The sequence below is a fragment of the Zobellella denitrificans genome, assembly GCF_002237365.1.
Classification (GTDB): Bacteria; Pseudomonadota; Gammaproteobacteria; order Enterobacterales; family Aeromonadaceae; genus Oceanimonas; species Oceanimonas denitrificans.
Genome location: NZ_NMUO01000021.1, coordinates 1 through 22,834, shown reverse-complemented (window position 1 = coordinate 22,834; position 22,834 = coordinate 1). Strand labels below are relative to the sequence as shown.

Below are 22,834 nucleotides of genomic sequence, written 5' to 3'. Positions count from 1 at the left end.
AGGGAGCTGGGGCAACAGACGAGGGCCTTGCTCACCGGCGACAGATAAACGGCCGCTATTGTCCCCGATCCGCGCCCGATCCTCAATCGGCAGATCGCGTCCGTCGCCGGGCTATTGCCCCGCCGCCTGCTCCACATAGCGCGCCAAGTCGGCGATCTGTTCGGGGCTGAGGCTGTCCTTGAAGGCCGGCATGATGCCCACGCCGTTGGTGACGGCTTGCACCACTTGCGCTTCGGTGGGCTTGAGCTCGTCGAGGCTGGGCCCTATCTGGCCTTCGGCCCCGGCGTCCTTCAGGCTATGGCAGAGGGCGCAGGAGGGCTGGGCCAGCTCCAGAAACACCCGTTTGCCGGCCTCGGGATCGCCCCCGGCCTGCGCCGGCAGGCAGAGGGCCAGGCCGAGAAGGCTTGCGGTCGGTCGCCACATGGCAGCTCCTTGATGTTGTGGTGGAAGGGGCAGGCGAGCGCCTGCCCGCCGGCCTCAGGCGACGGTGAGGGTCACGCCGTGATCCTTCCAGCCGTTATGGCCATAGCCCCGTTCGTTGTCGACCCGCTCTTCCGGCTGCACCTGGCCCTGGTCGTCCGTGGCCCGGCTGACCAGGCGGTATTCTCCCGGCGCCAGTTCGGTCGCCAGCACGAAGGGGCGCCAGGCGAAGCGGCCCAGATCCGGCCCGAGAAAGCGCGCCTCGGCCCAGCGGCTGCCGCCATCCACCGACACCTCGACCCCGGCCAGGCCGTGCACGCCGCCGAAGGCCACGCCGTAGATCAGGGTGCGGCCGGGACTGGCGGAGGCCAGCGGCGAGGTTACCCAGGACTTGACCGGCATCTCCCACATGGAGGGCTGATCCGGCGAACCCGATACCCCCACCTCCCGCACCCGGTAGCCGGTGGCCTGAATGGCGGCATCGGTCTGCCCGGCGGTAAAGGCGACCTGGCGGACGTACTTGACGTTGTTGACCCCGTAGTAGCCGGGGATCACCAGCCGTACCGGGCCGCCGTGGGCCAGGGACAGGGGCTCGTCGTTCATCTCCCACACCAGCATGGCCTGCTCCAGCGCCGCCAGCGGTACCGAGCGTTCCACCATGACCGTCTTGGGATCCAGGCCGGCGGGGATGGTCTCGCCGCCGGTGCCGGTGAGGTAGTTCATGCCCTCGGCTACGCCGCCCAGTTCGCGCACCACCTCGCGCAGCGGTACCCCGGTCCAGGCCACGCAGCCGGCGGCGCCCGTCGTCCAGGGCGTGCCGCTGGCACCGTGGGGAAAGAAGGCCCGGCCGTTGCCGGAACACTGCAGCACGCTGACCACCGTCTCCACGCCGATGCGTTTCAGCTCCGCCAGGGTGAGGGCCCTGGGATGGTTGACGCCGGCGATGTTCACCTCCCAGCCCTCGATATCCTGCATGATGCCGGCGTCGGGGGCGGGCAGGTTGTTGCGCACGAACAGCTGGTCGCTGGGGGTGAGCACCCCGCGGCCGATGGCGTCGCGCTTGGTTTCCAGGGTGTTGGCGCTGTGCACTATCAGGGCATCGGCGTTTTTCCAGCCGACATAGTCCGGCAGCGGCGATCCCTGGGCCCAGGCGCGGGGGGACAGGCCAACCAGGCCGGCGCCGGCCAGCAGACCGGCGCCACCCAGCAGCAGCTGGCGACGTTCGGGGTTGAGGGGGCCGGCGGCGCCGGATGGGGTCTCGGCTTGATGGTGGGGGAATTCGGACACGACCAATCTCCTTATGGTTACGCGTTGAGCAGCCGGTGATGGCTGAACGGACTCTATAAAGGTCTATGCCCTGGTTAAAAAAGTGTCAATCAACAAAAGCTTTATTAACAAAATCTGATGTGCTGGCGGGTTCAAGCCGGCGCCGCTTGCCGCTATGATCCGCCCTTTGTATCAAGAAACAGGCCTCGCCCCATGCCCCGCCCATACTGCCGCGGCTGCCGTTTGCCGCAGAATGCCTGCCTGTGCGCCGCCGTGCACCGCCAGCCCTGTCCCCTGCCGGTGGTGGTGCTGCAGCATCCTTCCGAGGCGAGGCATGCCAAGAGCACGGTGCCCTTGCTGCAACTGGGCCTGAGTGGACTCAGGATCGAGGTGGCGGAAACCATGGCGCCCCCACCGGGGAACTGGTGGTTGCTGTATCCCGGTGGGAACGCGGTTGATCTGGACGATGGCGGGCCGGGCCCGGACGTGCCGGTAGCGGGGCTGATCGTGCTGGACGGTACCTGGCGCAAGAGCCGCCGCCTGCTCCATCTCAATCCCTGGCTGCAGCATCTGCCGAGGCTCAGCTTCAGCCGGGCGCCGGCGGGCCGCTACACCATCCGCAAGGGACCGGGCGGCCAGGCGCTGTCCACCCTGGAAAGCCTGGCCCATGTGCTGGATCGCTTGTCGCCCGGTTTCGATCCCGCGCCCCTGCACCGGCTGCTGGAGGCCAGGGTGGCGCAGTTCCGGTCGTATCAAGCCTGCCGGGGAGACGAGCACTGAGCCTGTCCCGCCCTGTCCGGGTGGCATCATGTATACAGCTTATCGTACAGTACCTTGCTGCTACTGTTTCGGCTACGGTACTCAGCCCCCGAGCTGAAACCGCCGGCACCGTCAGGACACGAGAGCCGGTGAGGATTTGAAGATGATTTTTTATCTCTTTGATTTATATGTTTTTTAAGTCAATCTCCCCTCTGCTGGCCGGGATGGTACCGGCTTTGGCAAGAAATTTCTTGTTAAATAACATTGACAAACATCATATAATTGAAAAAAATCAAACCACAAATTGTCAACATTTTAAATTTTAAAGTGTATACAGTTTTACCAAGAAGGCAGCGCATGTGGTCTCAGCTCCCGCCCAAGCAGGCAGGGCATCTGTTTCGATGCGCTAGGGTCTAAGTAATAAATATGAAACAGAGAAGGTAATACCATGGAAGCGTATCTGCTGGAATTTGGTAACTTGTTGCTGAGATGGCTGCACGTCATTGCCGCCGTCGCCTGGATCGGTGAGTCCATCTACTTCGTGATGCTGGACAATGGCCTGAAGCCGCCCAAGTCGGAAGAATGCAAGAAGAAAGGCGTGTTCGGCGAGATGTGGGCCGTGCACGGCGGTGGTTTCTACCACAACCAGAAGTATGCCACCAGCCCCGAAAAGCTGCCGGACGACCTGCACTGGTCGTTCTGGAAGTCCTACACCACCTGGCTGTCGGGCTTTGCCCTGTTCGCCCTGCTGTACATGACCAAGCCGAGCTTCTACCTGGTCAACCCCAACTCCCCCTGGGAGTGGGCCGCCGGCATGACCGGCTGGCAGGCCAACGTCGTGGCCCTGGTGTTCCTGGCCTCGGGCTGGATAGTGTACAACGAGCTGTGCAAGCGCATCAGTCCCAACATGGAGCGCGATGGCGTGCTCAGTATCGCCGTGGCGGTGATGATGGTGGCGGTCGCCTACCTGAGCTCCCATATCTTCTCCGGTCGGGCCGCCTTCCTGATCACCGGCGCCGTCATGGCCACCGCCATGTCCGCCAACGTGTTCTTCTGGATCATTCCCGGCCAGCGCCGCATGGTGAAAGCCCTGCAGGCCGGTGAAACGCCCAACCCGATCGACGGCAAGCGCGGCAAGCAGCGTTCGGTGCACAACACCTATTTCACCCTGCCGGTGCTGCTGTTGATGCTGAGCAACCACTACTCCTTCACCTACAACCACCCGCAGGCCTGGGTGATCATGACGCTGTTCATCTTTGCCGGCGCCCTGATCCGTCAGTACTTCGTGCTGATGCACTCCGGCCAGCACAAGCCGGCCTATCCGGCGGTGGGGGTGCTGCTGATCCTGGCGGTGGTGTGGATTGCCGCGCCCGTCAGCCGGGCCCCGGCCGCGGTCTCTGCGCCGGTTTCCGGTGAAGTGGCCGAAGGCGCCGAAGTACAGGCTGCTCCCGAGGTCACCCTGGCCCAGGTACAGGGCATCATGGAAGCCCGCTGCGTGCAGTGCCACGCGGCCCAGCCGACCCAGCCCGGTTTCGCCTCCGCCCCCGCCGGCATGATGCTGGAGACCGAGCAGCAGACCCAGATCCTGGCCAACCAGGTCAAACAGGTGGTGGCCAGTGGCTACATGCCCCTGGGCAACATGACCCAGATGACCGACGAAGAGCGGGCCCTGATCGCGGCCTGGAGCGGCAACTAAGCCTCTCCCCGGTGATCACCCCCTGGCAAAGCCCGCGTCATGCGGGCTTTGCCATTTCCGGGGAAGTGGCTAAGCTGGGCCCATGCCTTCCTTCTCGCCGGATTTCATGCAACTGACCGACAGTCACTGCCATTTCGACTTTGCCGCCTTCGACGACGACCGGCCGGGCCACTGGCAACGGGCCAACGCGCTGGGGGTGCACCGCCTGGTGATCCCCGGGGTGGAAGAGGCCCAGTGGCCACGGCTGCCGGCCCTCTGCGCCGGGCTGGGGGGCGTGCATTACGCCCTGGGGCTGCATCCCTGGTGGGTGGCGCGAGCGTCCGCCGACTGGCAAGGGCGGCTGGTAACGGCCCTGGAGCAGGCCGATCACCGCTGTGTCGCCCTGGGTGAGATGGGGCTGGATGCGGCCATCCCACTGCCCCTGGCGGAGCAGGAAGCCGCATTGCTGTTCCAGCTAAGGCTGGCCCGGGAGCGGGCGCTGCCGGTGATACTGCACAGCCACAAGAGCCACGACACCCTGCTGAAATGGCTGCGCCGCCATCCCCCCAAGGGTGGGGTGGTGCACGGCTTTTCCGGCTCCCTACAACAGGCGCAGGCCTTCTGGGCGCTCGGCATTCACCTCGGGGTGGGCGGCACCATCACCTATCCGAGGGCCAGCAAGACCCGCCACACCCTGGCCGCCATGCCGGCGGACGCCCTGGTGCTGGAAACCGACGCCCCCGACATGCCCCTGTGCGGCTTTCAGGGCCAGCCCAACCACCCCGCCCGCCTGCCCCTGGTGCTGGCCGCGCTCGCCGAGCTGCGCGGCGAGGAGCCCGAGTCGCTGGCCGCACAACTGGAAGCCAATGTCGAACGGCTGTTCGGCTGGTCCTGAGCGCCCCAAGAAAAACGTTTTCGTTCTAAAAATCATAATTTTATTGCCTTTTTGCTCGAAAATTGCCGCCCTTTTCCTACTCTGTTGAGAGCGAACTCGTATAATCCCGCCCAACTGACAATGACTGTCGGGCCTTTGTTTTCCGCTGCTACTAAAGGATAGAACTATGACGTTGATCATGAGTCTGGTGGGGATGGCGACGCTTATCCTGATTGCCATACTGTTTTCGAGCAATCGCAGCGCCATCCGGCTGCGTACCGTGGGCGGCGCCTTCGCCATCCAGGCCGGCCTGGGCGCCTTCGTGCTCTACGTGCCCGTGGGCAAGGACATACTGCAGTCCATCTCCGCCGGCGTGTCCCAGGTGATTGCCTTCGCCAACGACGGCATGGGCTTCCTGTTTGGCGGCCTGGTGGGCGACGCCGCCTTCTCCAGCGGCCTCGGCTTTATCTTCGCCCTGCGGGTACTGCCGGTCATCATCTTCTTCTCCTCGCTGATCGCCGTGCTCTACTACCTGGGCATCATGCAGTGGGTGATCCGCATCCTGGGCGGCGCCCTGCAGAAGGTGCTGGGCACCTCGCGCACCGAGTCCATGTCCGCCACCGCCAACATCTTCGTGGGCCAGACCGAAGCCCCGCTGGTGGTGCGTCCCTTCATCTCCAAGATGACCGACTCTGAACTGTTCGCGGTAATGTGCGGCGGCCTGGCCTCGGTGGCCGGCTCGGTGCTGGCCGGCTACGCCTCCATGGGCGTACCCATGGAATACCTGATCGCCGCCTCCTTTATGGCGGCCCCCGGCGGCCTGCTGTTCGCCAAGCTGATCATGCCCGAGACCGAAACCCCCGAGGTGGACGAGTCCAGGGTCAACGCCGACATTCCGGAAGAGGAAAGGCCCGCCAATATCATCGACGCCGCCGCGGCCGGCGCCACCTCCGGCATGATGCTGGCCATGAACGTGGGCGCCATGCTGCTCGCCTTCATCGGCCTGATCGCGCTGATCAACGGCATGCTGGGCGGCGTCGGCGGCTGGGTCGGCATGGACAACCTGAGCCTGGAACTGCTGCTCGGCTGGCTGTTCTCGCCCCTGGCCTTCCTGCTGGGCGTGCCCTGGGAAGAAGCCACCATCGCCGGCTCCTTCATCGGCCAGAAGCTGGTGGTCAACGAATTCGTGGCCTACATCAACTTCGCCCCCTACCTCAGCAACGAACTGCTGGTGGAAGGCACCGGCCAGGTGATGTCCGACCATACCAAGGCCATCATCTCCTTCGCCCTGTGCGGCTTCGCCAACCTGTCCTCCGTCGCCATCCTGCTCGGCGGCCTGGGCGGCATGGCGCCGAACCGCCGTCACGACATCGCCCGCTTCGGCCTCAAGGCCGTGCTGGCCGGCACCCTGTCCAACCTGATGTCCGCCACCATCGCCGGTTTCTTCCTGGCCCTGGCGGCACTGTAAAAGGATTAGGCGAGCCCTTTCCCCGGTCTGTTGATGAGTCACCCGGCAGCCACTGCCGGTTGGCGGAGAGGCCAAAGGGAACGGCTCCGCCGACCCTCCGCGCCATGGACGGCGCGGCGGAGCCCCCATGGATGGGTTCACGGCGTGTCGGCGGAGTTGGCCCTTTGGCCGACTTGCTCGGCAGGTATCAGCAACAACCGGATATGTCGGCCGCCCCTATTTGCGGTTAAACGGATTTAAACTGTCTTCAAGGAACCAAGTCCGCTCGTTCACACCTAGTGAAGACTGGAGAAGCAAATGACAGACATACAAACCGCAGCCCGCCAGGCCCTGGGCCTGATGGATCTGACCACCCTCAACGACGACGACACCGACGCCAAAGTGATCGCCCTGTGCCAACAGGCGGTCACCCCGGCCGGCAACACCGCCGCCATCTGCATCTACCCGCGTTTCATTCCCGTGGCCCGCAAGACCCTGCGCGAACTGGGGGTGGAAGGCCAGGTGAAGATCGCCACCGTCACCAACTTCCCCCAGGGCAACGACGACATCGAGATCGCCGTGCGGGAAACCCGCGCCGCCGTCGCCTATGGCGCCGACGAAGTGGACGTGGTCTTCCCCTGGCGTGCCCTGCTGGCCGGCGATGAACAACGCGGCCTGGAACTGGTGCGCGCCTGCAAGGCCGCCTGCGGCGAGGTGCTGCTCAAGGTGATCATCGAAAGCGGCGAACTCAAGGCGCCGGCGCTTATCCGGCGCGCCTCCGAGCTGGCCATCGAGGGCGGCGCCGACTTTATCAAGACCTCCACCGGCAAGGTGGCGGTCAACGCCACCCTGGAGGCCGCCGACATCATGCTCAGGGTGATCCGCGACAGTGGCAAGGACATCGGCTTCAAGCCCGCCGGCGGCGTGCGCACCGCCGAGGAAGCGGCGGAATACCTGGCGCTGGCGGCCAGCATTATGGGGTCCAACTGGGTTGATCCTAGGCACTTCCGCTTCGGCGCCTCCAGCCTGCTGGCCAACCTGCTGCATACCTTGGGTGAAAGCGACAAGGGTGCCGCCGAAGGAGGCTACTGATGCTGCCCCAGGAAATCATCCGCCACAAACGCGACGGCCAGGCCCTCAGTGCCGAGGAGATCGCCTTCTTCGTCAAGGGCATCGCCGACGGCAGTATCAGTGAGGGCCAAATCGGCGCCTTCGCCATGGCGGTGTACTTCAACGACATGAACGACGACGAGCGCATCCAGCTGACCCTGGGTATCCGCGATTCCGGCGAGGTGCTGGACTGGTCCGGCGCGGGCCTGAACGGCCCGGTACTCGACAAGCATTCCACCGGCGGGGTGGGGGATTTGGTGTCCCTGGTGCTGGGGCCCTGGGTGGCCGCCTGCGGCGCCCATGTGCCCATGATCTCTGGCCGCGGCCTGGGTCACACCGGCGGCACCCTGGACAAGCTCGAGTCCATTCCCGGCTACAACATCATGCCTTCCAACGCCGACTTCCGCCGGCTGGTGCAGGAGGTGGGGGTGGCCATCATCGGCCAGACCGGCAGCCTGGCCACCGCCGACAAGCGGCTGTACGGGGTGCGGGACGTCACCGCCACCGTCGAGTCCATTCCGCTGATCGTCGCCTCCATCCTCGGCAAGAAGCTGGCCTGTGGCCTGGATGCCCTGGTGATGGACGTGAAGATGGGCTCGGGCGCCTTTATGGCGACCGCCTCGGCGTCGCGGGAACTGGCGGAAGCCATCGTCACCGTGGCCAACGGCGCCGGCACCCCCACCTCGGCCCTGCTCACCGACATGAGCCAGGTGCTGGCCAGCTGCGCCGGCAACGCGGTGGAAGTGGCCGAGGCCATCGCCATGCTGAAAGGCGAGATCCGCCAGGGCCGCCTCTATGAGGTGACCGAGGCGCTGGCGGTGGAAATGCTGCTGGCGGGCCGGCTGGCCGACACCGAAAGCGACGCCAGGGGCAAGCTCTACGGCGCGCTCAGCTCAGGCGCCGCCGCCGAACGCTTCGAGCGGATGGTGGCCGGGCTCGGCGGCCCGACCGACATCCTCACCGGCTTCGAGCGCCACCTGCCGACGGCGCCGGTGATCCGCCCGGTGCTGGCCGAGGCGGAGGGCTATATCATCGACATGGACACCCGCGACATCGGCATGGCGGGGGTGGGGCTGGGCGGCGGGCGCCGCCGGGCCGACGACGTCATCGACCACAGTGTCGGCCTGACCGCCATCGCCGGCATCGGCGACCGGGTCGAGGTCGGCACCGAGCTGGCCATCGTCCATGCCCGCAATGAAGACGACTATGCCGCCGCGGCCGAACAGGTCCGCCGCGCCATGGTGCTGGGCGAGCAACGGGAAGAGGCGCCCCGCAGCGTCTACGACGTGATCCGCCCCGAGGAGGTAGCATGAAACGCGCAATAGTACTGGTACTGGATTCCTTCGGCATCGGCGCCGCGCCCGATGCCGCCCGCTTCGGCGACGAAGGCGCCGACACCCTGGGCCACATCGCCGCCGTCTGTGCCCGGGGCGAGGCGGACAACGGCCGCCGGGGGCCGCTCCGGCTGCCCAACCTGGGCCGGCTCGGCCTGTTCCACGCCCATGCCGAGAGCACCGGCCGGGTGGCCGAGGGCGTCACCCTGCCCGCCGAGGTGACCGGCAGCTACGGCTATGCCCGGGAACTGTCCTCCGGCAAGGACACCCCCTCCGGCCACTGGGAGATCGCCGGGGTGCCGGTGCTGTTCGACTGGGGCTATTTCACCGACACCGAAAACAGCTTCCCCCAGGTGCTGATCGACGAGCTGGTGGAGAAGGCCAAATTGCCGGGCATTCTCGGCAACTGCCACGCCTCCGGCACCACCATCCTCGAGCAACTGGGCGAGGAGCATGTGCGCAGCGGCAAGCCCATCTGCTACACCTCGGCGGACTCGGTGTTCCAGATTGCCTGCCACGAAGACAGCTTCGGCCTGGAACGGCTCTATGAACTGTGCGAGATCGCCCGCGAGCTGCTGATGCCCTACAACATCGGCCGGGTTATCGCCCGCCCGTTCAAGGGGGAGAGCGCCGCCGACTTCGCGCGCACCGGCAACCGCCGCGACTACAGCATAGAACCGCCGGCCGCGACCGTGCTGCAGAAGCTGGTGGAGGAGAAAAACGGCGAGGTGGTGTCCATCGGCAAGATTGCCGACATCTACGCCCACTGCGGCATCACCCGCAAGGTCAAGGCCAACGGCCTGGACGAGCTGTTCGACGCCACCCTGGCGGAGGTGAAGCGGGCCGGCGACGATACCATCGTCATGACCAACTTCGTCGACTTCGACTCCAGCTACGGCCACCGCCGCAACGTGACCGGCTACGCCGCCGCCCTGGAGGCCTTCGATCGCCGTCTGCCCGAGCTGCTGGCCATCATGCAGCCGGATGATCTGCTGATCATGACCGCCGATCACGGCTGCGACCCGACCTGGACCGGCACCGATCACACCCGCGAGCATATCCCGGTGATCTGCCTGGGCGGCGGCCTCGCCGCCGGCTCCCTGGGCGGGCGCGAGACCTTTGCCGATATCGGCCAGTCCCTGGCGGCCTATTTCGGCCTGAGCCCGATGGATTACGGCAAGTCGTTTTTAGGGCCTGTTTGATATCTGGTGTACTCGGCCAAAGCGCACTGTTCCGCCGACACGCCGTGGGTCCTGATACTCGCTGTTTCGACCTGCTGCGAGCATTCACTGGATGCTCGGTCAGGCCGGAACCGCTCGTCACGGCGAGCAAGCTCGCCCCCTGGGGGCTCCGCCGCGCCATCCCTGGCGCGGAGGGTCGGCAGAACAGCACCCTTTGTCCTTCCCCGGAGCGTCGGTGTCGCTTGCCGACGTTACCCTCGGGCCGCGGCGGGGATTGAAAGAGGTAACAGCAGTGGCCGCGGTGCGGCAGCAATGATTTCAGTTTTGATGTAACCGACAAGATTAACGAGGAATATTATGGCTACTCCACATATCAACGCCGAACGCGGCGATTTCGCCGATACCGTGCTGATGCCCGGCGACCCGCTGCGCGCCCAGTACATCGCCGACACCTTCCTGTCCGACGTCAAGCTGGTGAACAAGGTGCGCAACATGCTCGGTTTCACCGGCAGCTACAAGGGCCGGCGGATTTCGGTGATGGGCCACGGCATGGGCATCCCCTCGGTATCCATCTACGCCAAGGAACTGATCACCGAGTTCGACGTGAACACCCTGATCCGCATCGGCTCCTGCGGTGCCGTGCGCGACGACGTCAACTTGCGCGACGTGGTGATCGGCCTCGGCGCCAGCACCGATTCCAAGGTCAACCGCATCCGCTTCAAGGATCACGACTTCGCCGCCATCGCCGACTTCGAGCTGGTGGCCAACGCGGTGGCGGCCGCCAGGGCCAAGGGCGTGCCGGTCAAGGTGGGCAACATCTTCTCGGCCGACTTGTTCTACTCGCCCCAGGCGGATCTGTTCCAGCTGATGAAGGACTACGGCATCCTCGGGGTGGAGATGGAAGCGGCGGGCCTGTACGGCGTGGCCGCCGAGTTCGGCGCCCGGGCCCTGACCATCTGCACCGTGTCCGACCACATACTGCGCCACGAGGCCCTGAGCGCCGACGAGCGCCAGACCAGCTTCAACGACATGATGGAAGTGGCGCTGGAGTCAGTATTGCTGGGCGACTCAGCCTGAACTTCCTTCGGGAGGCGGGCCTTCCGCCTCCTGCCGTTTGAACCGGCCGCGCCAGCGGCCGAATCCCAGTCCCAGCAGGATCCCGAGCAGCAGAGACAGGGGCAGCAGCCAGCCCAGGTGGCGTTGCAACTGGTGCCAGATGCCGCTTTGCAGGCTGGTCAGCAGCGAGGGTTCCAGGCTGAGGTGCAGAAAGCCCAACGGCCGCTCCTCGTGGTACAGCGGCCGGATATAGGCCAGGGTGTCGCCGTCGGCGGCACTGCTCGCCTCCGCCAACAGCCGGCCGCCGCCGTCATAGAGTTGCACCGACACCACCAGGCCGGCGCTGACCAGTTCATCCACCAGCTGTTGCTGGCTGTCCCCGTCTTCCGTGAGCAGGGCGCGTACCGCCTGGAGCTGGGCATAGTCCGCCAGCGGCTCGGCCAGGGAGCGTTGGGGCAGTTGCCGCCAGCGCTGGCCGAGCTCGGTCACTTGTGCCAGTTGCCAGCCGGCGCTCGCCAGCAGCAGCACGACCAGCAGCGGGATCAGGGACTTGGACATGAAAGGGCTCTTTTTACGCATAGCGGCCAATATTGTCCCTTGCCTGGCGAAAAAGCAATACGCTACCCTGAGCGCCGGTTTTTTGTGTTTTGTGAATTGAAGGAATCCCAAGTGGCACTGTTAATGGATGTATTACCCGAGCGGGTCCGCGACTGGACGCCGACGCTGGCCTCCGGCGCCCACCTCTGGCAGCAGGGGCGCCTGACGCCGGGACGGCTCGACAGCCACGGCGGGCATCTGGTCCTGCTGGCGGAGCAACTGGACAAGACCGCCCTGCACCACAGCCTGCAGATCCTGGACGAGGAAGGGGTCGAGGTGGAGCTGTCCGGGGTGAAGGCGGTGGCCGGCCGGGATCTGCTGAGCCTGCGCCTGTCGACCTGGTCGCCGCTGCTGAAGTCGCGCCTGCAGCAGGTGGCGGCACACTGGGATCTGGCCTGCGTACCGGCCCTGCCCAGGGCCGATCAGCCGGGGCTGGTGCTGATGGACATGGACTCCACCGCCATCCAGATCGAATGCATCGACGAGATCGCCCGCCTGGCCGGGGTGGGCGAGGAAGTGGCCGCCATCACCCGGGCCGCGATGGAAGGGGCGCTGCCGTTTTCCGAGAGCCTGCGTCGCCGGGTCAAGGCCCTGGCCGGCGCCGATGCCGCCATTATCGATGAGGTCATCGGCATGATGCCGCTGATGCCCGGGTTGACCGAGCTGATCGCCGGCCTCAAGCAGATGGGCTGGAAGGTGGCCATCGCCTCCGGCGGCTTCACCCCCTTCGCCTGCCACCTGCAGGAGCGCCTGGCGCTGGACGCCGTCTTCGCCAATACCCTGGAGATCCGCGACGGCAGGCTGACCGGCGAGGTGCTGGGCGCCATCGTCGACGCCGAGGCCAAGGCCAACATCCTGGTCAACCTGGCCCATGAGCACAATATTCCCATCAGCCAGACCGTGGCCGTCGGCGACGGGGCCAACGATCTGCTGATGCTGGCCCAGGCCGGCCTGGGCGTGGCGCTGCATGCCAAGCCCCTGGTGCAGGAAAAGGCGCCGGTCTGCCTCAACCGGCTGAGCCTGGAAGGGGTGCTGGGGCTGCTGCAGGCCCGTTGAGGCACTGCCGTCGGCGCACCAGCCCGGTGATGTCGAACACCTGGCACAGGGCGGCCAGCTCCGCCAGCTGCTGCTCCAGTTGCTGGGTCTTGTGCAGGGCGGCCTGGGTCAGGCTGTCCCGTTCGGGCACCGCATAGTCTACCTGGCGCAGTTGCAGCCGGTTGAGGATCAGCAAGGATACCCGCAGCTCCCCGGCATAGCGGGGCTCCAGCAGCAGGGCGCGCCGCTCGGCATCGGGATCGACCAGCAGCCAGTGCTTGTCGGGATCCTCTGCCGCGCTGGCGGTCCAGATTTCCATCGTCAGGTGGCTCCTTCCGTCCGGTCGCAGCAGGCTGGTGATCATCGACTGCAGCAACTGGCGGGAAACCAGCCGGCTGAAGTGGGCCTGCCGGTATTCGTTGGACAGGAAGGACATCAGCGCCTCCTGGGCCAGGCAGGCGATGGCGCCCTGCACATAGAAGCCACCGTCGTTGCGGCCCAGCATAAAGGTGGGCGAGGGCGGCTGTTGCAGGGCCTGGCGGTTGAGCCAGGTCAGCCAGGCCGGCTTGTGATGGGTGTCCGGCCGGGCGCGCAGCTTGTCCTGGTTCTGCTCGAGCAGGGCCGAAAAGAACTGGTAGCCCGGGTGCGCTTCGCTCGCCCCTTCGATATGCAGGTGCAATACCTTGCCGTCTCCGCTCTGGTTCACCACCCGGTAGGGCAGTTCCTTCAGCTTCCATTGCCGGCTGCGTTTGCCCAGCTCGGTGAGGCTGACGCCCACCAGGCAGGGCAGGTCGAGCCGCTCGGGCTGGGTCAGGGTGATCTTGAGGCCGCTGTTCGACAGATCCTCGGTCTGGCCCCGTATCGTCCTTCCTCCCAGGTTCAGTTCCACTTCGCTCTGGTACTTGAAGCGGGCTTCCTGCCGCTTGGAGGCCTGCAGCCCCAGGGGTGTAAGGGTGACCGGTCGGGGCCGGGCATTGCGGATAAAGGGTGCCAGCTGTTGGAGTTGGACTTCGCCCGAGACCGGGGAGGGCAGGGCCGGCATGGGCGTCAGCCAGAGATGCCATTTCAGGCGCTGCAGCCGGGCCAGACCCTGCTGATCCAGGGTGTCGAACGCCTGGTCGGCAAAAGTCAGGGGGCGGATGCTCAGGTAGTAGCTGTGCAGGGTGCCGGCCCTCAGTCCCTCGTTGACGAAGGCCGAATAGGCCTGTTGCTGCTCCAGCTCGTGCTGATCCGCCACGAAGTAATAGGGCTGGCTCTTGCCCTGGTGACGAAAGCTGTACAGCAGCAGCGGTTGCCGGGGCTGGCCACCCATTTTCAGTATCCGTTCGGGTGGCAGCAGGGTGCCCAGCAGATCGCCGGGGCTGGCCTGTTGCCACTGGGCCAGGGTCTTGTGGCCGTGGCGATTGGCCATCACTTCCTGCAGTTCCCCCGCTTCATCGAAGAACAACGACAGGCTGAGGCTGGTTTCGAGCAGGGCCTGGCCCCAGCACTGGGCCAGCGCCGTGGTGTAGAGATCTTCCGCGTCCAGGCCGTAACGGGGGCGGCTCTGATCGACAAACTGCTGCAGTGCCTGTTGCCAGCCGGCGTCGTCTTCGATGCGTTGCATCTTGAGCCGGCGGGGATCCTCGGGCTGCGGGGTCAGGCGATAGCGCTTGGGGGTGGCCAGGCAGCCGAGCCCCGGCTGATGGGCCAGCTCGGGAAAGGACACCGGCAGCTGTTCGGGGAGCGGCCTGGGCTCGGCCAGGTGCACCAGCAGGCCGCCCGCCGAGATATCCAGGCTGTTGGCCCTGAGCCTTTCTTCTCCCAGGTGCAGCAGTACCGGGGTGACGAAGCGCAGCCGGTTTTCCTTGCGGCGGGTGCCCATGGTGGGCAGGTACCAGGGCAGGGTGTTGAGCCGGGAGGGCTGCTTGCGCAGGGCGGCCAGTTCGGCGATCAGGGTTTCGTAAAGGCCGCGGGTGTAGTCGCCGTGGTAGTCGTCGAGCAGGCTGGTGAAGCGCGCTTCCAGCGATGCCGGCAGCATGTGGTCCAGGCCATGGTGGCGTACCAGCCGGCACTGATCCGGAAACAGGCTGCGCAGATCCAGCACCCGCAGGCAGGGACTGGTGAGCCGGCGGACTTCCGCCTGCAAGTGGAAGCGGGTGGCCTGGTCGGCCTCGGGCAGCAGGTGATCCACCAGTACGTCCAGATCCTGGTGGTAACTGAGGGGCACCAGCTTGTCGAGCAGGGACTTGTAGGGACTGAGATCCATCTTGGCTTCGGGTTGAGTGAGCAAAAGACTTGGGCCAGTATATCAGCTCGTTAACGAATGAGTGAGACAGCATGGCCAAGTCCAAAACCGCCTTCGTCTGCGGCGAATGCGGTGCCGAGTTTCCCCGCTGGCAGGGGCAGTGTTCCGAGTGCAAGGAGTGGAACACCATCAGCGAAATCCGGCTGGCGCCCGCTTCCGCGGCCAGCCGCAACAGTCGCTTTTCCGGTTATGCCGGGGCCCTGGACAACAAGGTACAGACCCTGGACGAGATCGCCCTGACCGAGATCCCCCGTATCCACAGCGGCTTTCAGGAGCTGGACCGGGTGCTGGGCGGTGGCCTGGTGCCCGGCTCGGCCATCCTGATCGGCGGCAATCCCGGCGCCGGCAAGAGCACCCTCTTGCTGCAGGTGATGTGCGGCCTGGCGGGCCGGATGAAGACCCTGTACGTGACCGGCGAGGAATCCCTGCAGCAGGTGGCGATGCGGGCCCAGCGGCTGAACCTGCCCCGGGACAAGCTGCGCATGCTGTCGGAAACCAGCGTCGAGCAGATCTGCCAGGTGGCCCGGGAGGAAAAGCCGGCGGTGATGGTGATCGACTCCATCCAGGTGATGCACGTGGCCGAGGTGCAGTCGGCGCCGGGCTCAGTGTCCCAGGTGCGGGAAGCGGCGGCCCAGCTGACCCGCTTCGCCAAGCAGCAGGGAGTGGTGATCCTGATGGTGGGCCACGTCACCAAGGACGGCACCCTGGCCGGGCCCAAGGTGCTGGAGCACTGCATCGACTGTTCGGTGATGCTCGACGGCGCCGCCGACAACCGCTTTCGCACCCTGCGCAGCCACAAGAACCGCTTCGGGGCGGTGAACGAGCTGGGGGTCTTCGCCATGACCGAGACCGGCATGAAGGAGGTGAACAACCCCTCCGCCATCTTCCTCAGCCGGGGCGAGGAGCAGACCACCGGCTCGGTGGTGATGGTGATCTGGGAAGGCACCCGGCCGCTGCTGGTGGAGCTGCAGGCGCTGGTGGATTACTCCCAGCTGGCCAACCCGCGACGGGTGACGGTGGGCCTGGAGCACAACCGGCTGGCGCTGCTGCTGGCGGTACTGCACCGTCACGGCGGCATGCAGATGGCGGATCAGGATGTGTTCGTCAACGTGGTGGGCGGGGTGCGGGTGGAGGACACCAGCGCCGACCTGGCCCTGCTGCTGTCGCTGGTGTCGAGCTTTCGTGACAAGGCGTTGCCCAAAGAGCTGGTGGTGTTCGGCGAGGTGGGGCTGTCGGGGGAGATCCGGCCGGTGCCCTCGGGCCAGGAGCGGCTGATGGAGGCGGCCAAGCACGGTTTTACCCGGGCCATAGTGCCCTGGGCCAACAGGCCCAAGCAGGCGCCGGCGGGCATGGAGGTGATCGCGGTGAAGAAGCTGGAAGAAGCGCTGGCGGCGCTCTAGTCCTCGTTTACCAGTTGGGCAAACTGGCGCTGGAGCAGCTCGTCGCTGCCCAGGTTCAGCTCCACCAGCCGGCGCAGATGGGCGGCGCTGTCGATGTCCAGGCGCCGGCACTCCAGCCCGATACAACTGCCGTGGTGGTGGCGCTGACGCCCCTGCATGACGATGCGCTGGCCGTGGCCATCCAGGTCGAGCAGCAGTTCGAATTCGTCGCCGTTTTTCCCGGCCCAGTCATCGGCCACCGCGAGCAGGGCGCCGTGCAGGGACAGATCCCGGACCAGTATGTGGTGCTGATGGCCGGTGGCGTCGAGCAGCCAGGCCTTGGCCCGGAAGCCGATACGGGAAAACAGTCTGCGCTCGGTCATGGTGACTCCTCGTCAGGCGGGTTGGCCGGTATCCAGATGGTCGACCAGGGCGATGGCGGAGACCAGCCTGTCCTCGAGTTCGAAGCGTTCTTCGAGCACTTCGCCCAGGTGGCCAAGATCCTGATCCAGCTCCAGCAGGGTGTCCTCGTCGGCCTGGCTGTACTTGTCGTGGAAGTTCAGCGCCTCGTCGGTATTCTGCTTGATGCGCGGATAAATCCGCTCGGCCAGCAGGCGGGCGTTGCCCTTGGCCGCTTCATAGGCCGCCACCACATAATCGTAGATTTCAAAATGGCCGGCGGAAACATAGTCGACCAGTTGTCCGCAAAATTCTTCCAGTTCCGCCTGGGAGGGCAGGGTCTTGTTGGTGGACAGGCGGATGTACTCCACCAGCAGGTGTTGGCGGGCATTGATAAAGGCGTCGAGGGCGTGATGCTTGCCGGCCAACTGCGCCTTGGTCTGTTCCATTTTCCTGAGCATGTTTCCCTCCGTGGGCTGCCTGGACAGGTGTTGATGAAGTATAAGTAAAGAAAAGATCCCCGGTGGTCAATAGCGGCAGCGGCAACTTGGGCGCTGGCTCCCCATTCTGTGGGCGGCGGAGCCGGCAGCCGGTTTTCCCGATTTCCCCGTCTGGTGGTACAATGCGGCCAATTTGCCACCTGATCCGGAACGACGGGATGAACACACTCAAGAATGATCGCTATTTACGTGCCCTTTTACGCCAGCCGGTAGACTACACCCCGGTATGGATGATGCGCCAGGCCGGCCGCTACCTGCCGGAATACAAGGCGACCCGGGCCCAGGCCGGTGATTTCATGGCCCTGTGCAAGAACGCCGAGCTGGCCTGCGAGGTGACCCTGCAGCCGCTGCGTCGTTTCCCGCTGGACGCCGCCATCCTGTTCTCCGACATCCTCACCATTCCCGACGCCATGGGCCTGGGCCTCTACTTCGAGGCGGGCGAAGGCCCCAAATTCGAGCGTCCGGTCGCCTGCCTGGCCGACGTGCAGAAGATAGGCGTGCCCGATCCGGAAGGGGAGCTGGGCTACGTGATGAACGCGGTGCGCACCATCCGCCGCGAGCTGAAGGGTGAAGTGCCGCTGATCGGCTTTTCCGGCAGCCCCTGGACCCTGGCCACCTACATGGTGGAGGGCGGCAGCTCCAAGGCCTTCACCAAGGTGAAGAAGATGATGTACGCCGAGCCCCAGGCCCTGCACCTGCTGCTCGACAAGCTGGCCGACAGCGTGACCTCTTACCTGAATGCCCAGGTGGCCGCAGGCGCCCAGTCGCTGATGATCTTCGATACCTGGGGCGGGGTGCTGACGCCGCGCGACTACAAGGACTTCTCGCTGCAGTACATGGCCAAGATCGTCGATGGCCTGGTGTGGGAAAGCGAGGGGCGACGGGTGCCGGTGACCCTGTTCACCAAGAATGGCGGCCAGTGGCTCGAGGCCATCGCCGCCACCGGTTGTGACGCCGTGGGCCTGGATTGGACCATCGATATCGCCGACGCCAAGCGCCGGGTGGGCGACAAGGTGGCGTTGCAGGGCAATATGGACCCCTCCATGCTCTACGCCCCCATTCCCCGCATCGAGCAGGAAGTCTCGACCATACTCGAAGGCTTCGGCCAGGGCTCGGGCCATGTGTTCAACCTGGGCCACGGCATCCACCTGGACGTGGAGCCGGAGCACGCCGGTGCCTTTGTCGAGGCGGTGCACCGCCTGTCACGGCCCTACCACCAGGGCTGAGTGGGCTGTCATTGAGCCGGAATCAAAAAAAGCGCCCTAGGGCGCTTTTTTTTTTTGCGGGTGATGGATGCCGTTAGCCGGCGAATTCCTTTTTGTACTGCTCCACCCTGCTCAGGAAGGTGCGACGCTCGGCACCGCTCAGGCCTTCGGCCATGGGCAGCTTGACCTGCATGGGATCCACCGGCCTGTTGTTGACGTGGAATTCGTAATGCAGGTGCGGGCCGGTGGAGCGGCCGGTGTTGCCGGACAGGGCGATGCGTTGGCCGCGCTTGACCGTATCCCCTTCCTTCACCAGGAAGCGGCTCAGGTGCAGGTAGCGGGTGGTGTACTGGCGACCGTGGCGGATCACCAGGTAGTTGCCGGCCAGCGGATGGCGGGTGGCCTTGACCACCACGCCGTCGCCGGGAGCGATGACGGGGGTGCCGATGGGCACGGCAAAGTCGGTGCCATGATGCGGCTGAACCCGGCCGGTGACCGGATGCTTGCGGGTCAGGTTGAAGTTGGAACTGATGCGGATGTTACGCTCCAGGGGGATGCGCACGAAGCCCCGCTCCAGGCTCTCGCCCTTGTCGTCGTAGAACTTGCCGTCCTCATGACGGAAGGCGTGATAGCTCTTGCCCTTGTTGGTGATCTGCACCGCCTGCAGCTCGGACTTGCCGGTGCTCTGGCCGTCGACGAACTCGCGCTGCACCACCACCTTGAAGCTGTCGCCCTGGCGCAGATCCCGGGCGAAGTTCAGCCGCCACTGGAACAGGTTGGCCACCCGCTGGATCTGGCTGGGCGACAGGCCTGCGTCCCGGGCGCTGAGATAGAAGCTGCCGTTGATGACACCGCCCAGGGTGCGGCTTTCCCAGTTGCTCTCCTCGGTCTGGAGCTGGCTACGGTAGTTGTCCCCGTTGCGCACGAAGAGGCGGCTGTGCATCAGATCCTGCTGGATCTTGAATTCCTGCAGCAGGTTGTCTTCATCGATCAGCAAAGAAAGGGTCTGGCCCGGCTTGAGTCCGTCCAGGGCCCTTTCTTTGTCGGCATCGAGCAGCTTGTACATGGTGGCGATGGGCAGTCCCAGGCCGTTGAAGATGGTGCTCAGGGTATCGCCCCGCTGCACCACGTATTCCTGCCACTCGGGTTCGCCGGCGGCGATGACATCCAGGGCGTCCACCGGCTCCAGCGGGCCGATTTCGTCGTTGGGCAGGGTATAGAATTCGGTGTTGTTGACCTGCTCCCGGGCTTCCTTGGGCAGGTTCAGGCTGGCGGGGATGCTGATCCTGATCGGCTGTTCCGCCAGCTCGTTGGGGGAGGGCATCATCACCGCCGTGGTCAGGGTCAGGCCGCTCAGGAAGATGATACCGTAGAGGTGCCGTTTGGGCAGTTGCGTCGGTATTCCCAGCAGTTTGGTTTGTATCGGGCGGAGAGGATTCATCCGGATTACCTGTGCCTGTTGGTTGCTAAACTGTGCATGCAAAAACCGCTTTATCTATCCAGGCATGGATCCAAAGATAATAAAGCGGTCGGCTTTTTATCACGAAATGGCCCGCTTAGGCGGGCCACCATGGTTAGTGTACCCCATGGTATGAAAGTTCCACAGTGTACCGAATTTTATTTCAAATTTTTATTATTCATTGAGTAAACATCCGGCCATGGCCGCGGCCATCTGTTGCATAAATGCGAAATAACCCCGGGGACCGGCCGCTATGTCGGTTGCCAGTGGATCCAGTATCCCTATCCGCGCCTGGGTATTGCGCACCACGGCTTCCACCACCGCGGGACGGAACTGGGGCTCGGCGAAGACGCACTCGGCCTGGGCCTCCCGCAGGGCCTGGTGGATGCGCGCCACTGTCTGGGCGCCGGGGGCCCGCTCCGGGTTGACGGTGAAATGGCCGAGGGCCGGCAACTGGTAGTGATCTTCCCAGTAGCCGTAGGCGTCGTGGAACACGAAGTAGCCCTTGCCCCGAGCCGGAGCCAGCCGTTCGGCCACGGCGCTGTCGGTTTTTGCCAATTCTGTCCGGAAGGTGGCCAGGTTGCGTTGATACAGATCAGCATTGGCCGGATCCAGCTGGCTCAGGCGGTCGGCCAGCAGGGTGGCGATGCGCTCCCCATGGTGGGGATCCAGCCAGATATGGGGATCCTTGTCGCCATGATCGTGTTCATGGTCGTCATCCTGCTCCTCGACACTGATTTTACCGGTATGATGCTCATCCTGGTGATCGTGCTCGTCATGATGCTCATGGTGCTCTCCGTCCTGCTCCTGGTGGTCGTGATCTTCATGGCCTTCGGGCTCGACCAGTGCCAGCAGCGCCAGGCTGTTGTCCTTGCCGGCCAGCAGCGGGGTCAGGAAGCCTTCCAGCTCGGGACCGACCCAGACCACCAGGTCGGCCTGGTTGAGGCGGCGCACGTCGGAAGGGCGCAGGGCGTAATCGTGGGGCGAGGTACCCGGGGCCAGCAGCAGCTCGGGCTCGTTCATGCCATCGGTGATGGCGCTGGCGATCAGTTGCAGCGGCTTGATGGTGGTCAGTACTTCCAGGGCGCGGACCTGGCTGCTGAACAGCAGGGGCAACGCCAGCAACAATAAGGCTCTCATGGCTCGGATCCCTATACCTCTAGTGATGGAGTTTGGCAAGCCGGCAATGTTATAATATTACAAATAGAGATGTAAAGGCGCTAAGCATGACCAAGCTGGTGGAACTGACGGACGTCGGATTGGAAGCCGACGGCAATATCATTCTCGAACGGATTTCATTGACCCTGCATCGCGGCGAGATCCTGACCATCGTCGGCCCCAACGGGGCCGGCAAGAGTTCGCTGGTCAAGCTGGTGCTGCGTTTGTGCGAGGCCAGCCGGGGTCAGCTGTGGCGCAAGCCGGGGCTGCGCATCGGCTATGTGCCCCAGAAGCTGCACCTGGATCCGGTATTGCCGCTGACGGTGGCCCGTTTTATGAGCCTGTCCCACGGGCGCCGGCTGTCGGTGGCCCAGGCGCTGGCCCGGGTGGGGGCCGAGCGGTTGGCGGAGCGGAGCATGCAGGCGCTGTCCGGCGGCGAAATGCAGCGCATCCTGCTGGCCCGGGCCCTGATGATGGAGCCGGAACTGCTGATCCTGGACGAGCCGGCCCAGGGCGTGGACGTGCACGGCCAGACCGAACTCTATGCCCTGATCAAGCAGCTCAGCGACCAGCTCCACTGCGGGGTGCTGATGGTGTCCCACGATCTGCACCTGGTGATGGCCAGCACCCACAGGGTCATCTGCCTGAACCAGCACATCTGCTGCCATGGGGAGCCGGAGCATGTGGCCCGCCATCCGGAGTTCGCCCGCCTGTTCGGCCGGCCCGAACTGACGCAACTGGCGGTGTATACCCACCATCACGCCTGCGACGACGAACATCACGGGGACGTCCGCCATGTGGGATAGTTTTCTGCTTTACGCCCTCCTGGCCGGGCTGGGCATTGCCGTGCTCGCCGGTCCCCTGGGCAGCTTCGTGGTGTGGCGGCGCATGGCCTATTTCGGCGATACCCTGGCCCATTCCTCCCTGCTGGGGGTGGCCATGGGCCTGCTGCTGCATATCGACCTGACCCTGGCGGTGCTGGTGGCCTGCGTGGTGCTGGGGGTACTGCTGGCGGCGTTGCAGCGGGCCAGTTGGCTGGCCACCGACACCCTGCTGGGCATCCTGGCCCATACCGCCCTGTCCCTCGGCCTGGTGTCCCTGGCCTTTATGGACAATGTGCGGGTCGATCTCATGGCCTACCTGTTCGGGGATCTGCTGGCGATCCAGCCGGTGGACCTGTACTGGATTTACGGCGGTGGCCTGGTGCTGCTGCTGATCCTGCGCCGGTACTGGGGCCAGTTGCTCTCCATTACCGTCAGCGAGGAGCTGGCGCGGGTGGAAGGGGTGCGGGTGGAGGCGCTCAAGCTGCTGCTGTTGCTGATGATCAGCGTGCTGATCGCGGTGGCGATGAAGTTCGTGGGGGCGCTGATCATCACCTCGCTGCTGATCATCCCCGCCGCCACCGCCCGTCGTTTCAGCCGGACCCCGGAGCAGATGGCGCTCTATGCCATGGGGCTCGGCATGCTGTCGGTGGTGGGGGGGCTGCAGCTGTCCGTCAGCCACGACACCCCCGCCGGCCCTTCCGTGGTGGTGGTGGCCGCCGGCCTGTTCCTGCTCTCCCAACTGATGCCGAAGCGGGGCTAGCCCCGCTCCAGCGCAAGGTGCACCCGCTCCCGCAGGGCCGGCAGTTCCTCCTGCTCTGCTCCTTATTCACATCTGCCGCTGCCGCCGAACAGCGCGGGCGACATCTTGG

At 65.1% G+C, this 22,834-nt stretch carries 21 protein-coding genes; 13 read left to right on the top strand and 8 right to left on the bottom strand.

Features of this window, described 5'->3' with window-relative positions; all coding sequences use genetic code 11:
* Window positions 1-111: 111 nt before the first annotated feature.
* Together sorU and sorT are read right to left on the bottom strand one after the other, a co-directional pair.
* A complete protein-coding gene (sorU, locus tag CGX12_RS06685; protein ID WP_094039117.1) occupies window positions 112-423 on the bottom strand; it encodes a SorU family sulfite dehydrogenase c-type cytochrome subunit in 312 nt (103 codons plus the stop codon).
* Window positions 424-477: 54 nt separating this feature from the next.
* Entirely contained in the window at window positions 478-1,707 is a 1,230-nt protein-coding gene (sorT, locus tag CGX12_RS06680) for a SorT family sulfite dehydrogenase catalytic subunit (protein WP_217898136.1), read from the bottom strand.
* Window positions 1,708-1,899: 192 nt separating this feature from the next.
* On the opposite strand from sorT, the gene CGX12_RS06675 reads away from it, so the two are divergent.
* The 8 genes from CGX12_RS06675 (at window position 1,900) to deoD (ending at window position 11,143) form a co-directional block, all read left to right on the top strand.
* Window positions 1,900-2,466 carry a tRNA-uridine aminocarboxypropyltransferase gene (locus tag CGX12_RS06675; protein ID WP_094039115.1) on the top strand — a complete coding sequence of 189 codons (567 nt, stop codon included), beginning with the start codon at window positions 1,900-1,902 and terminating at the stop codon, window positions 2,464-2,466.
* Between the two features lie 427 nt (window positions 2,467-2,893).
* The gene (locus CGX12_RS06670) at window positions 2,894-4,141 is read left to right on the top strand and encodes a urate hydroxylase PuuD (RefSeq protein WP_094039114.1); all 1,248 of its coding nucleotides are present in this window, start codon (window positions 2,894-2,896) and stop codon (window positions 4,139-4,141) included.
* A 106-nt stretch (window positions 4,142-4,247) separates the two neighbouring features.
* Window positions 4,248-5,015, top strand: coding sequence for a TatD family hydrolase (locus CGX12_RS06665; protein ID WP_094039113.1), 768 nt, complete (start codon window positions 4,248-4,250; stop codon window positions 5,013-5,015).
* A 166-nt stretch (window positions 5,016-5,181) separates the two neighbouring features.
* Window positions 5,182-6,462, top strand: coding sequence for a NupC/NupG family nucleoside CNT transporter (locus CGX12_RS06660; RefSeq protein WP_094039112.1), 1,281 nt, complete (start codon window positions 5,182-5,184; stop codon window positions 6,460-6,462).
* A 297-nt stretch (window positions 6,463-6,759) separates the two neighbouring features.
* A complete protein-coding gene (deoC, locus tag CGX12_RS06655; protein WP_094039111.1) occupies window positions 6,760-7,533 on the top strand; it encodes a deoxyribose-phosphate aldolase in 774 nt (257 codons plus the stop codon).
* Entirely contained in the window at window positions 7,533-8,864 is a 1,332-nt protein-coding gene (gene deoA / locus CGX12_RS06650; protein WP_254918227.1) for a thymidine phosphorylase, read from the top strand. The genes deoC and deoA overlap by 1 nt, the downstream gene beginning before the upstream one ends.
* Window positions 8,861-10,087 carry a phosphopentomutase gene (locus CGX12_RS06645; RefSeq protein WP_094039109.1) on the top strand — a complete coding sequence of 409 codons (1,227 nt, stop codon included), beginning with the start codon at window positions 8,861-8,863 and terminating at the stop codon, window positions 10,085-10,087. The genes deoA and CGX12_RS06645 overlap by 4 nt, the downstream gene beginning before the upstream one ends.
* Window positions 10,088-10,423: 336 nt before the next feature.
* Window positions 10,424-11,143 (top strand): purine-nucleoside phosphorylase, encoded by a 720-nt coding sequence (deoD, locus tag CGX12_RS06640; protein WP_094039108.1) that lies wholly within the window; start codon window positions 10,424-10,426, stop codon window positions 11,141-11,143.
* Here deoD and CGX12_RS06635 read toward each other — a convergent pair.
* Window positions 11,135-11,680, bottom strand: coding sequence for a hypothetical protein (locus CGX12_RS06635; RefSeq protein WP_094039107.1), 546 nt, complete (start codon window positions 11,678-11,680; stop codon window positions 11,135-11,137). The genes deoD and CGX12_RS06635 overlap by 9 nt on opposite strands.
* A 117-nt stretch (window positions 11,681-11,797) precedes the next feature.
* On the opposite strand from CGX12_RS06635, the gene serB reads away from it, so the two are divergent.
* Window positions 11,798-12,775, top strand: a complete 978-nt coding sequence (serB, locus tag CGX12_RS06630) for a phosphoserine phosphatase SerB (RefSeq protein ID WP_094039134.1) — start codon at window positions 11,798-11,800, stop codon at window positions 12,773-12,775.
* Here the strand turns inward: serB and CGX12_RS06625 are convergent.
* Window positions 12,726-15,002: a PilZ domain-containing protein gene (locus tag CGX12_RS06625; RefSeq protein ID WP_094039106.1), complete on the bottom strand. Its 2,277-nt coding sequence runs from the start codon at window positions 15,000-15,002 to the stop codon at window positions 12,726-12,728. The genes serB and CGX12_RS06625 overlap by 50 nt on opposite strands.
* Window positions 15,003-15,073: 71 nt before the next feature.
* On the opposite strand from CGX12_RS06625, the gene radA reads away from it, so the two are divergent.
* Window positions 15,074-16,441 carry a DNA repair protein RadA gene (gene radA / locus CGX12_RS06620; protein ID WP_094039105.1) on the top strand — a complete coding sequence of 456 codons (1,368 nt, stop codon included), beginning with the start codon at window positions 15,074-15,076 and terminating at the stop codon, window positions 16,439-16,441.
* Here the strand turns inward: radA and CGX12_RS06615 are convergent.
* A complete protein-coding gene (locus tag CGX12_RS06615; RefSeq protein ID WP_094039104.1) occupies window positions 16,438-16,803 on the bottom strand; it encodes a PilZ domain-containing protein in 366 nt (121 codons plus the stop codon). The two genes, radA and CGX12_RS06615, sit on opposite strands and share 4 nt — an antisense overlap.
* Window positions 16,804-16,815: 12 nt before the next feature.
* Window positions 16,816-17,280 carry a sigma D regulator gene (gene rsd / locus CGX12_RS06610; protein WP_094039103.1) on the bottom strand — a complete coding sequence of 155 codons (465 nt, stop codon included), beginning with the start codon at window positions 17,278-17,280 and terminating at the stop codon, window positions 16,816-16,818.
* A gap of 197 nt (window positions 17,281-17,477) precedes the next feature.
* On the opposite strand from rsd, the gene hemE reads away from it, so the two are divergent.
* A complete protein-coding gene (hemE, locus tag CGX12_RS06605) occupies window positions 17,478-18,545 on the top strand; it encodes a uroporphyrinogen decarboxylase (RefSeq protein WP_094039102.1) in 1,068 nt (355 codons plus the stop codon).
* A 73-nt stretch (window positions 18,546-18,618) separates the two neighbouring features.
* Here hemE and mepM read toward each other — a convergent pair whose 3' ends face one another.
* On the bottom strand, window positions 18,619-19,965 hold the full coding sequence (gene mepM, locus CGX12_RS06600) for a murein DD-endopeptidase MepM (protein WP_094039101.1): 1,347 nt from the start codon (window positions 19,963-19,965) through the stop codon (window positions 18,619-18,621).
* A 192-nt stretch (window positions 19,966-20,157) separates the two neighbouring features.
* Complete coding sequence (gene znuA / locus CGX12_RS06595) at window positions 20,158-21,123, bottom strand: zinc ABC transporter substrate-binding protein ZnuA (protein WP_094039100.1); 966 nt, start codon at window positions 21,121-21,123, stop codon at window positions 20,158-20,160.
* A gap of 86 nt (window positions 21,124-21,209) precedes the next feature.
* On the opposite strand from znuA, the gene znuC reads away from it, so the two are divergent.
* Together znuC and znuB are read left to right on the top strand one after the other, a co-directional pair.
* Window positions 21,210-21,947, top strand: a complete 738-nt coding sequence (gene znuC, locus CGX12_RS06590; protein WP_094039099.1) for a zinc ABC transporter ATP-binding protein ZnuC — start codon at window positions 21,210-21,212, stop codon at window positions 21,945-21,947.
* Window positions 21,937-22,725, top strand: a complete 789-nt coding sequence (gene znuB / locus CGX12_RS06585; protein ID WP_094039098.1) for a zinc ABC transporter permease subunit ZnuB — start codon at window positions 21,937-21,939, stop codon at window positions 22,723-22,725. The genes znuC and znuB overlap by 11 nt, the downstream gene beginning before the upstream one ends.
* The last annotated feature ends 109 nt before the right edge of the window (window positions 22,726-22,834 follow it).

Excerpts from the sequence above, each read along its gene's own strand:
- sorU (WP_094039117.1), bottom strand. The coding sequence starts at position 423 with ATGTGGCGACCGACCGCAAGCCTTCTCGGCCTGGCCCTCTGCCTGCCG.
- CGX12_RS06675 (WP_094039115.1), top strand. The coding sequence starts at position 1,900 with ATGCCCCGCCCATACTGCCGCGGCTGCCGTTTGCCGCAGAATGCCTGC.
- CGX12_RS06670 (WP_094039114.1), top strand. The coding sequence starts at position 2,894 with ATGGAAGCGTATCTGCTGGAATTTGGTAACTTGTTGCTGAGATGGCTG.
- CGX12_RS06665 (WP_094039113.1), top strand. The coding sequence starts at position 4,248 with ATGCAACTGACCGACAGTCACTGCCATTTCGACTTTGCCGCCTTCGAC.
- CGX12_RS06660 (WP_094039112.1), top strand. The coding sequence starts at position 5,182 with ATGACGTTGATCATGAGTCTGGTGGGGATGGCGACGCTTATCCTGATT.
- deoC (WP_094039111.1), top strand. The coding sequence starts at position 6,760 with ATGACAGACATACAAACCGCAGCCCGCCAGGCCCTGGGCCTGATGGAT.
- deoA (WP_254918227.1), top strand. The coding sequence starts at position 7,533 with ATGCTGCCCCAGGAAATCATCCGCCACAAACGCGACGGCCAGGCCCTC.
- CGX12_RS06645 (WP_094039109.1), top strand. The coding sequence starts at position 8,861 with ATGAAACGCGCAATAGTACTGGTACTGGATTCCTTCGGCATCGGCGCC.
- deoD (WP_094039108.1), top strand. The coding sequence starts at position 10,424 with ATGGCTACTCCACATATCAACGCCGAACGCGGCGATTTCGCCGATACC.
- CGX12_RS06635 (WP_094039107.1), bottom strand. The coding sequence starts at position 11,680 with ATGTCCAAGTCCCTGATCCCGCTGCTGGTCGTGCTGCTGCTGGCGAGC.
- CGX12_RS06625 (WP_094039106.1), bottom strand. The coding sequence starts at position 15,002 with ATGGATCTCAGTCCCTACAAGTCCCTGCTCGACAAGCTGGTGCCCCTC.
- radA (WP_094039105.1), top strand. The coding sequence starts at position 15,074 with ATGGCCAAGTCCAAAACCGCCTTCGTCTGCGGCGAATGCGGTGCCGAG.
- CGX12_RS06615 (WP_094039104.1), bottom strand. The coding sequence starts at position 16,803 with ATGACCGAGCGCAGACTGTTTTCCCGTATCGGCTTCCGGGCCAAGGCC.
- rsd (WP_094039103.1), bottom strand. The coding sequence starts at position 17,280 with ATGCTCAGGAAAATGGAACAGACCAAGGCGCAGTTGGCCGGCAAGCAT.
- hemE (WP_094039102.1), top strand. The coding sequence starts at position 17,478 with ATGAACACACTCAAGAATGATCGCTATTTACGTGCCCTTTTACGCCAG.
- mepM (WP_094039101.1), bottom strand. The coding sequence starts at position 19,965 with ATGAATCCTCTCCGCCCGATACAAACCAAACTGCTGGGAATACCGACG.
- znuA (WP_094039100.1), bottom strand. The coding sequence starts at position 21,123 with ATGAGAGCCTTATTGTTGCTGGCGTTGCCCCTGCTGTTCAGCAGCCAG.
- znuC (WP_094039099.1), top strand. The coding sequence starts at position 21,210 with ATGACCAAGCTGGTGGAACTGACGGACGTCGGATTGGAAGCCGACGGC.
- znuB (WP_094039098.1), top strand. The coding sequence starts at position 21,937 with ATGTGGGATAGTTTTCTGCTTTACGCCCTCCTGGCCGGGCTGGGCATT.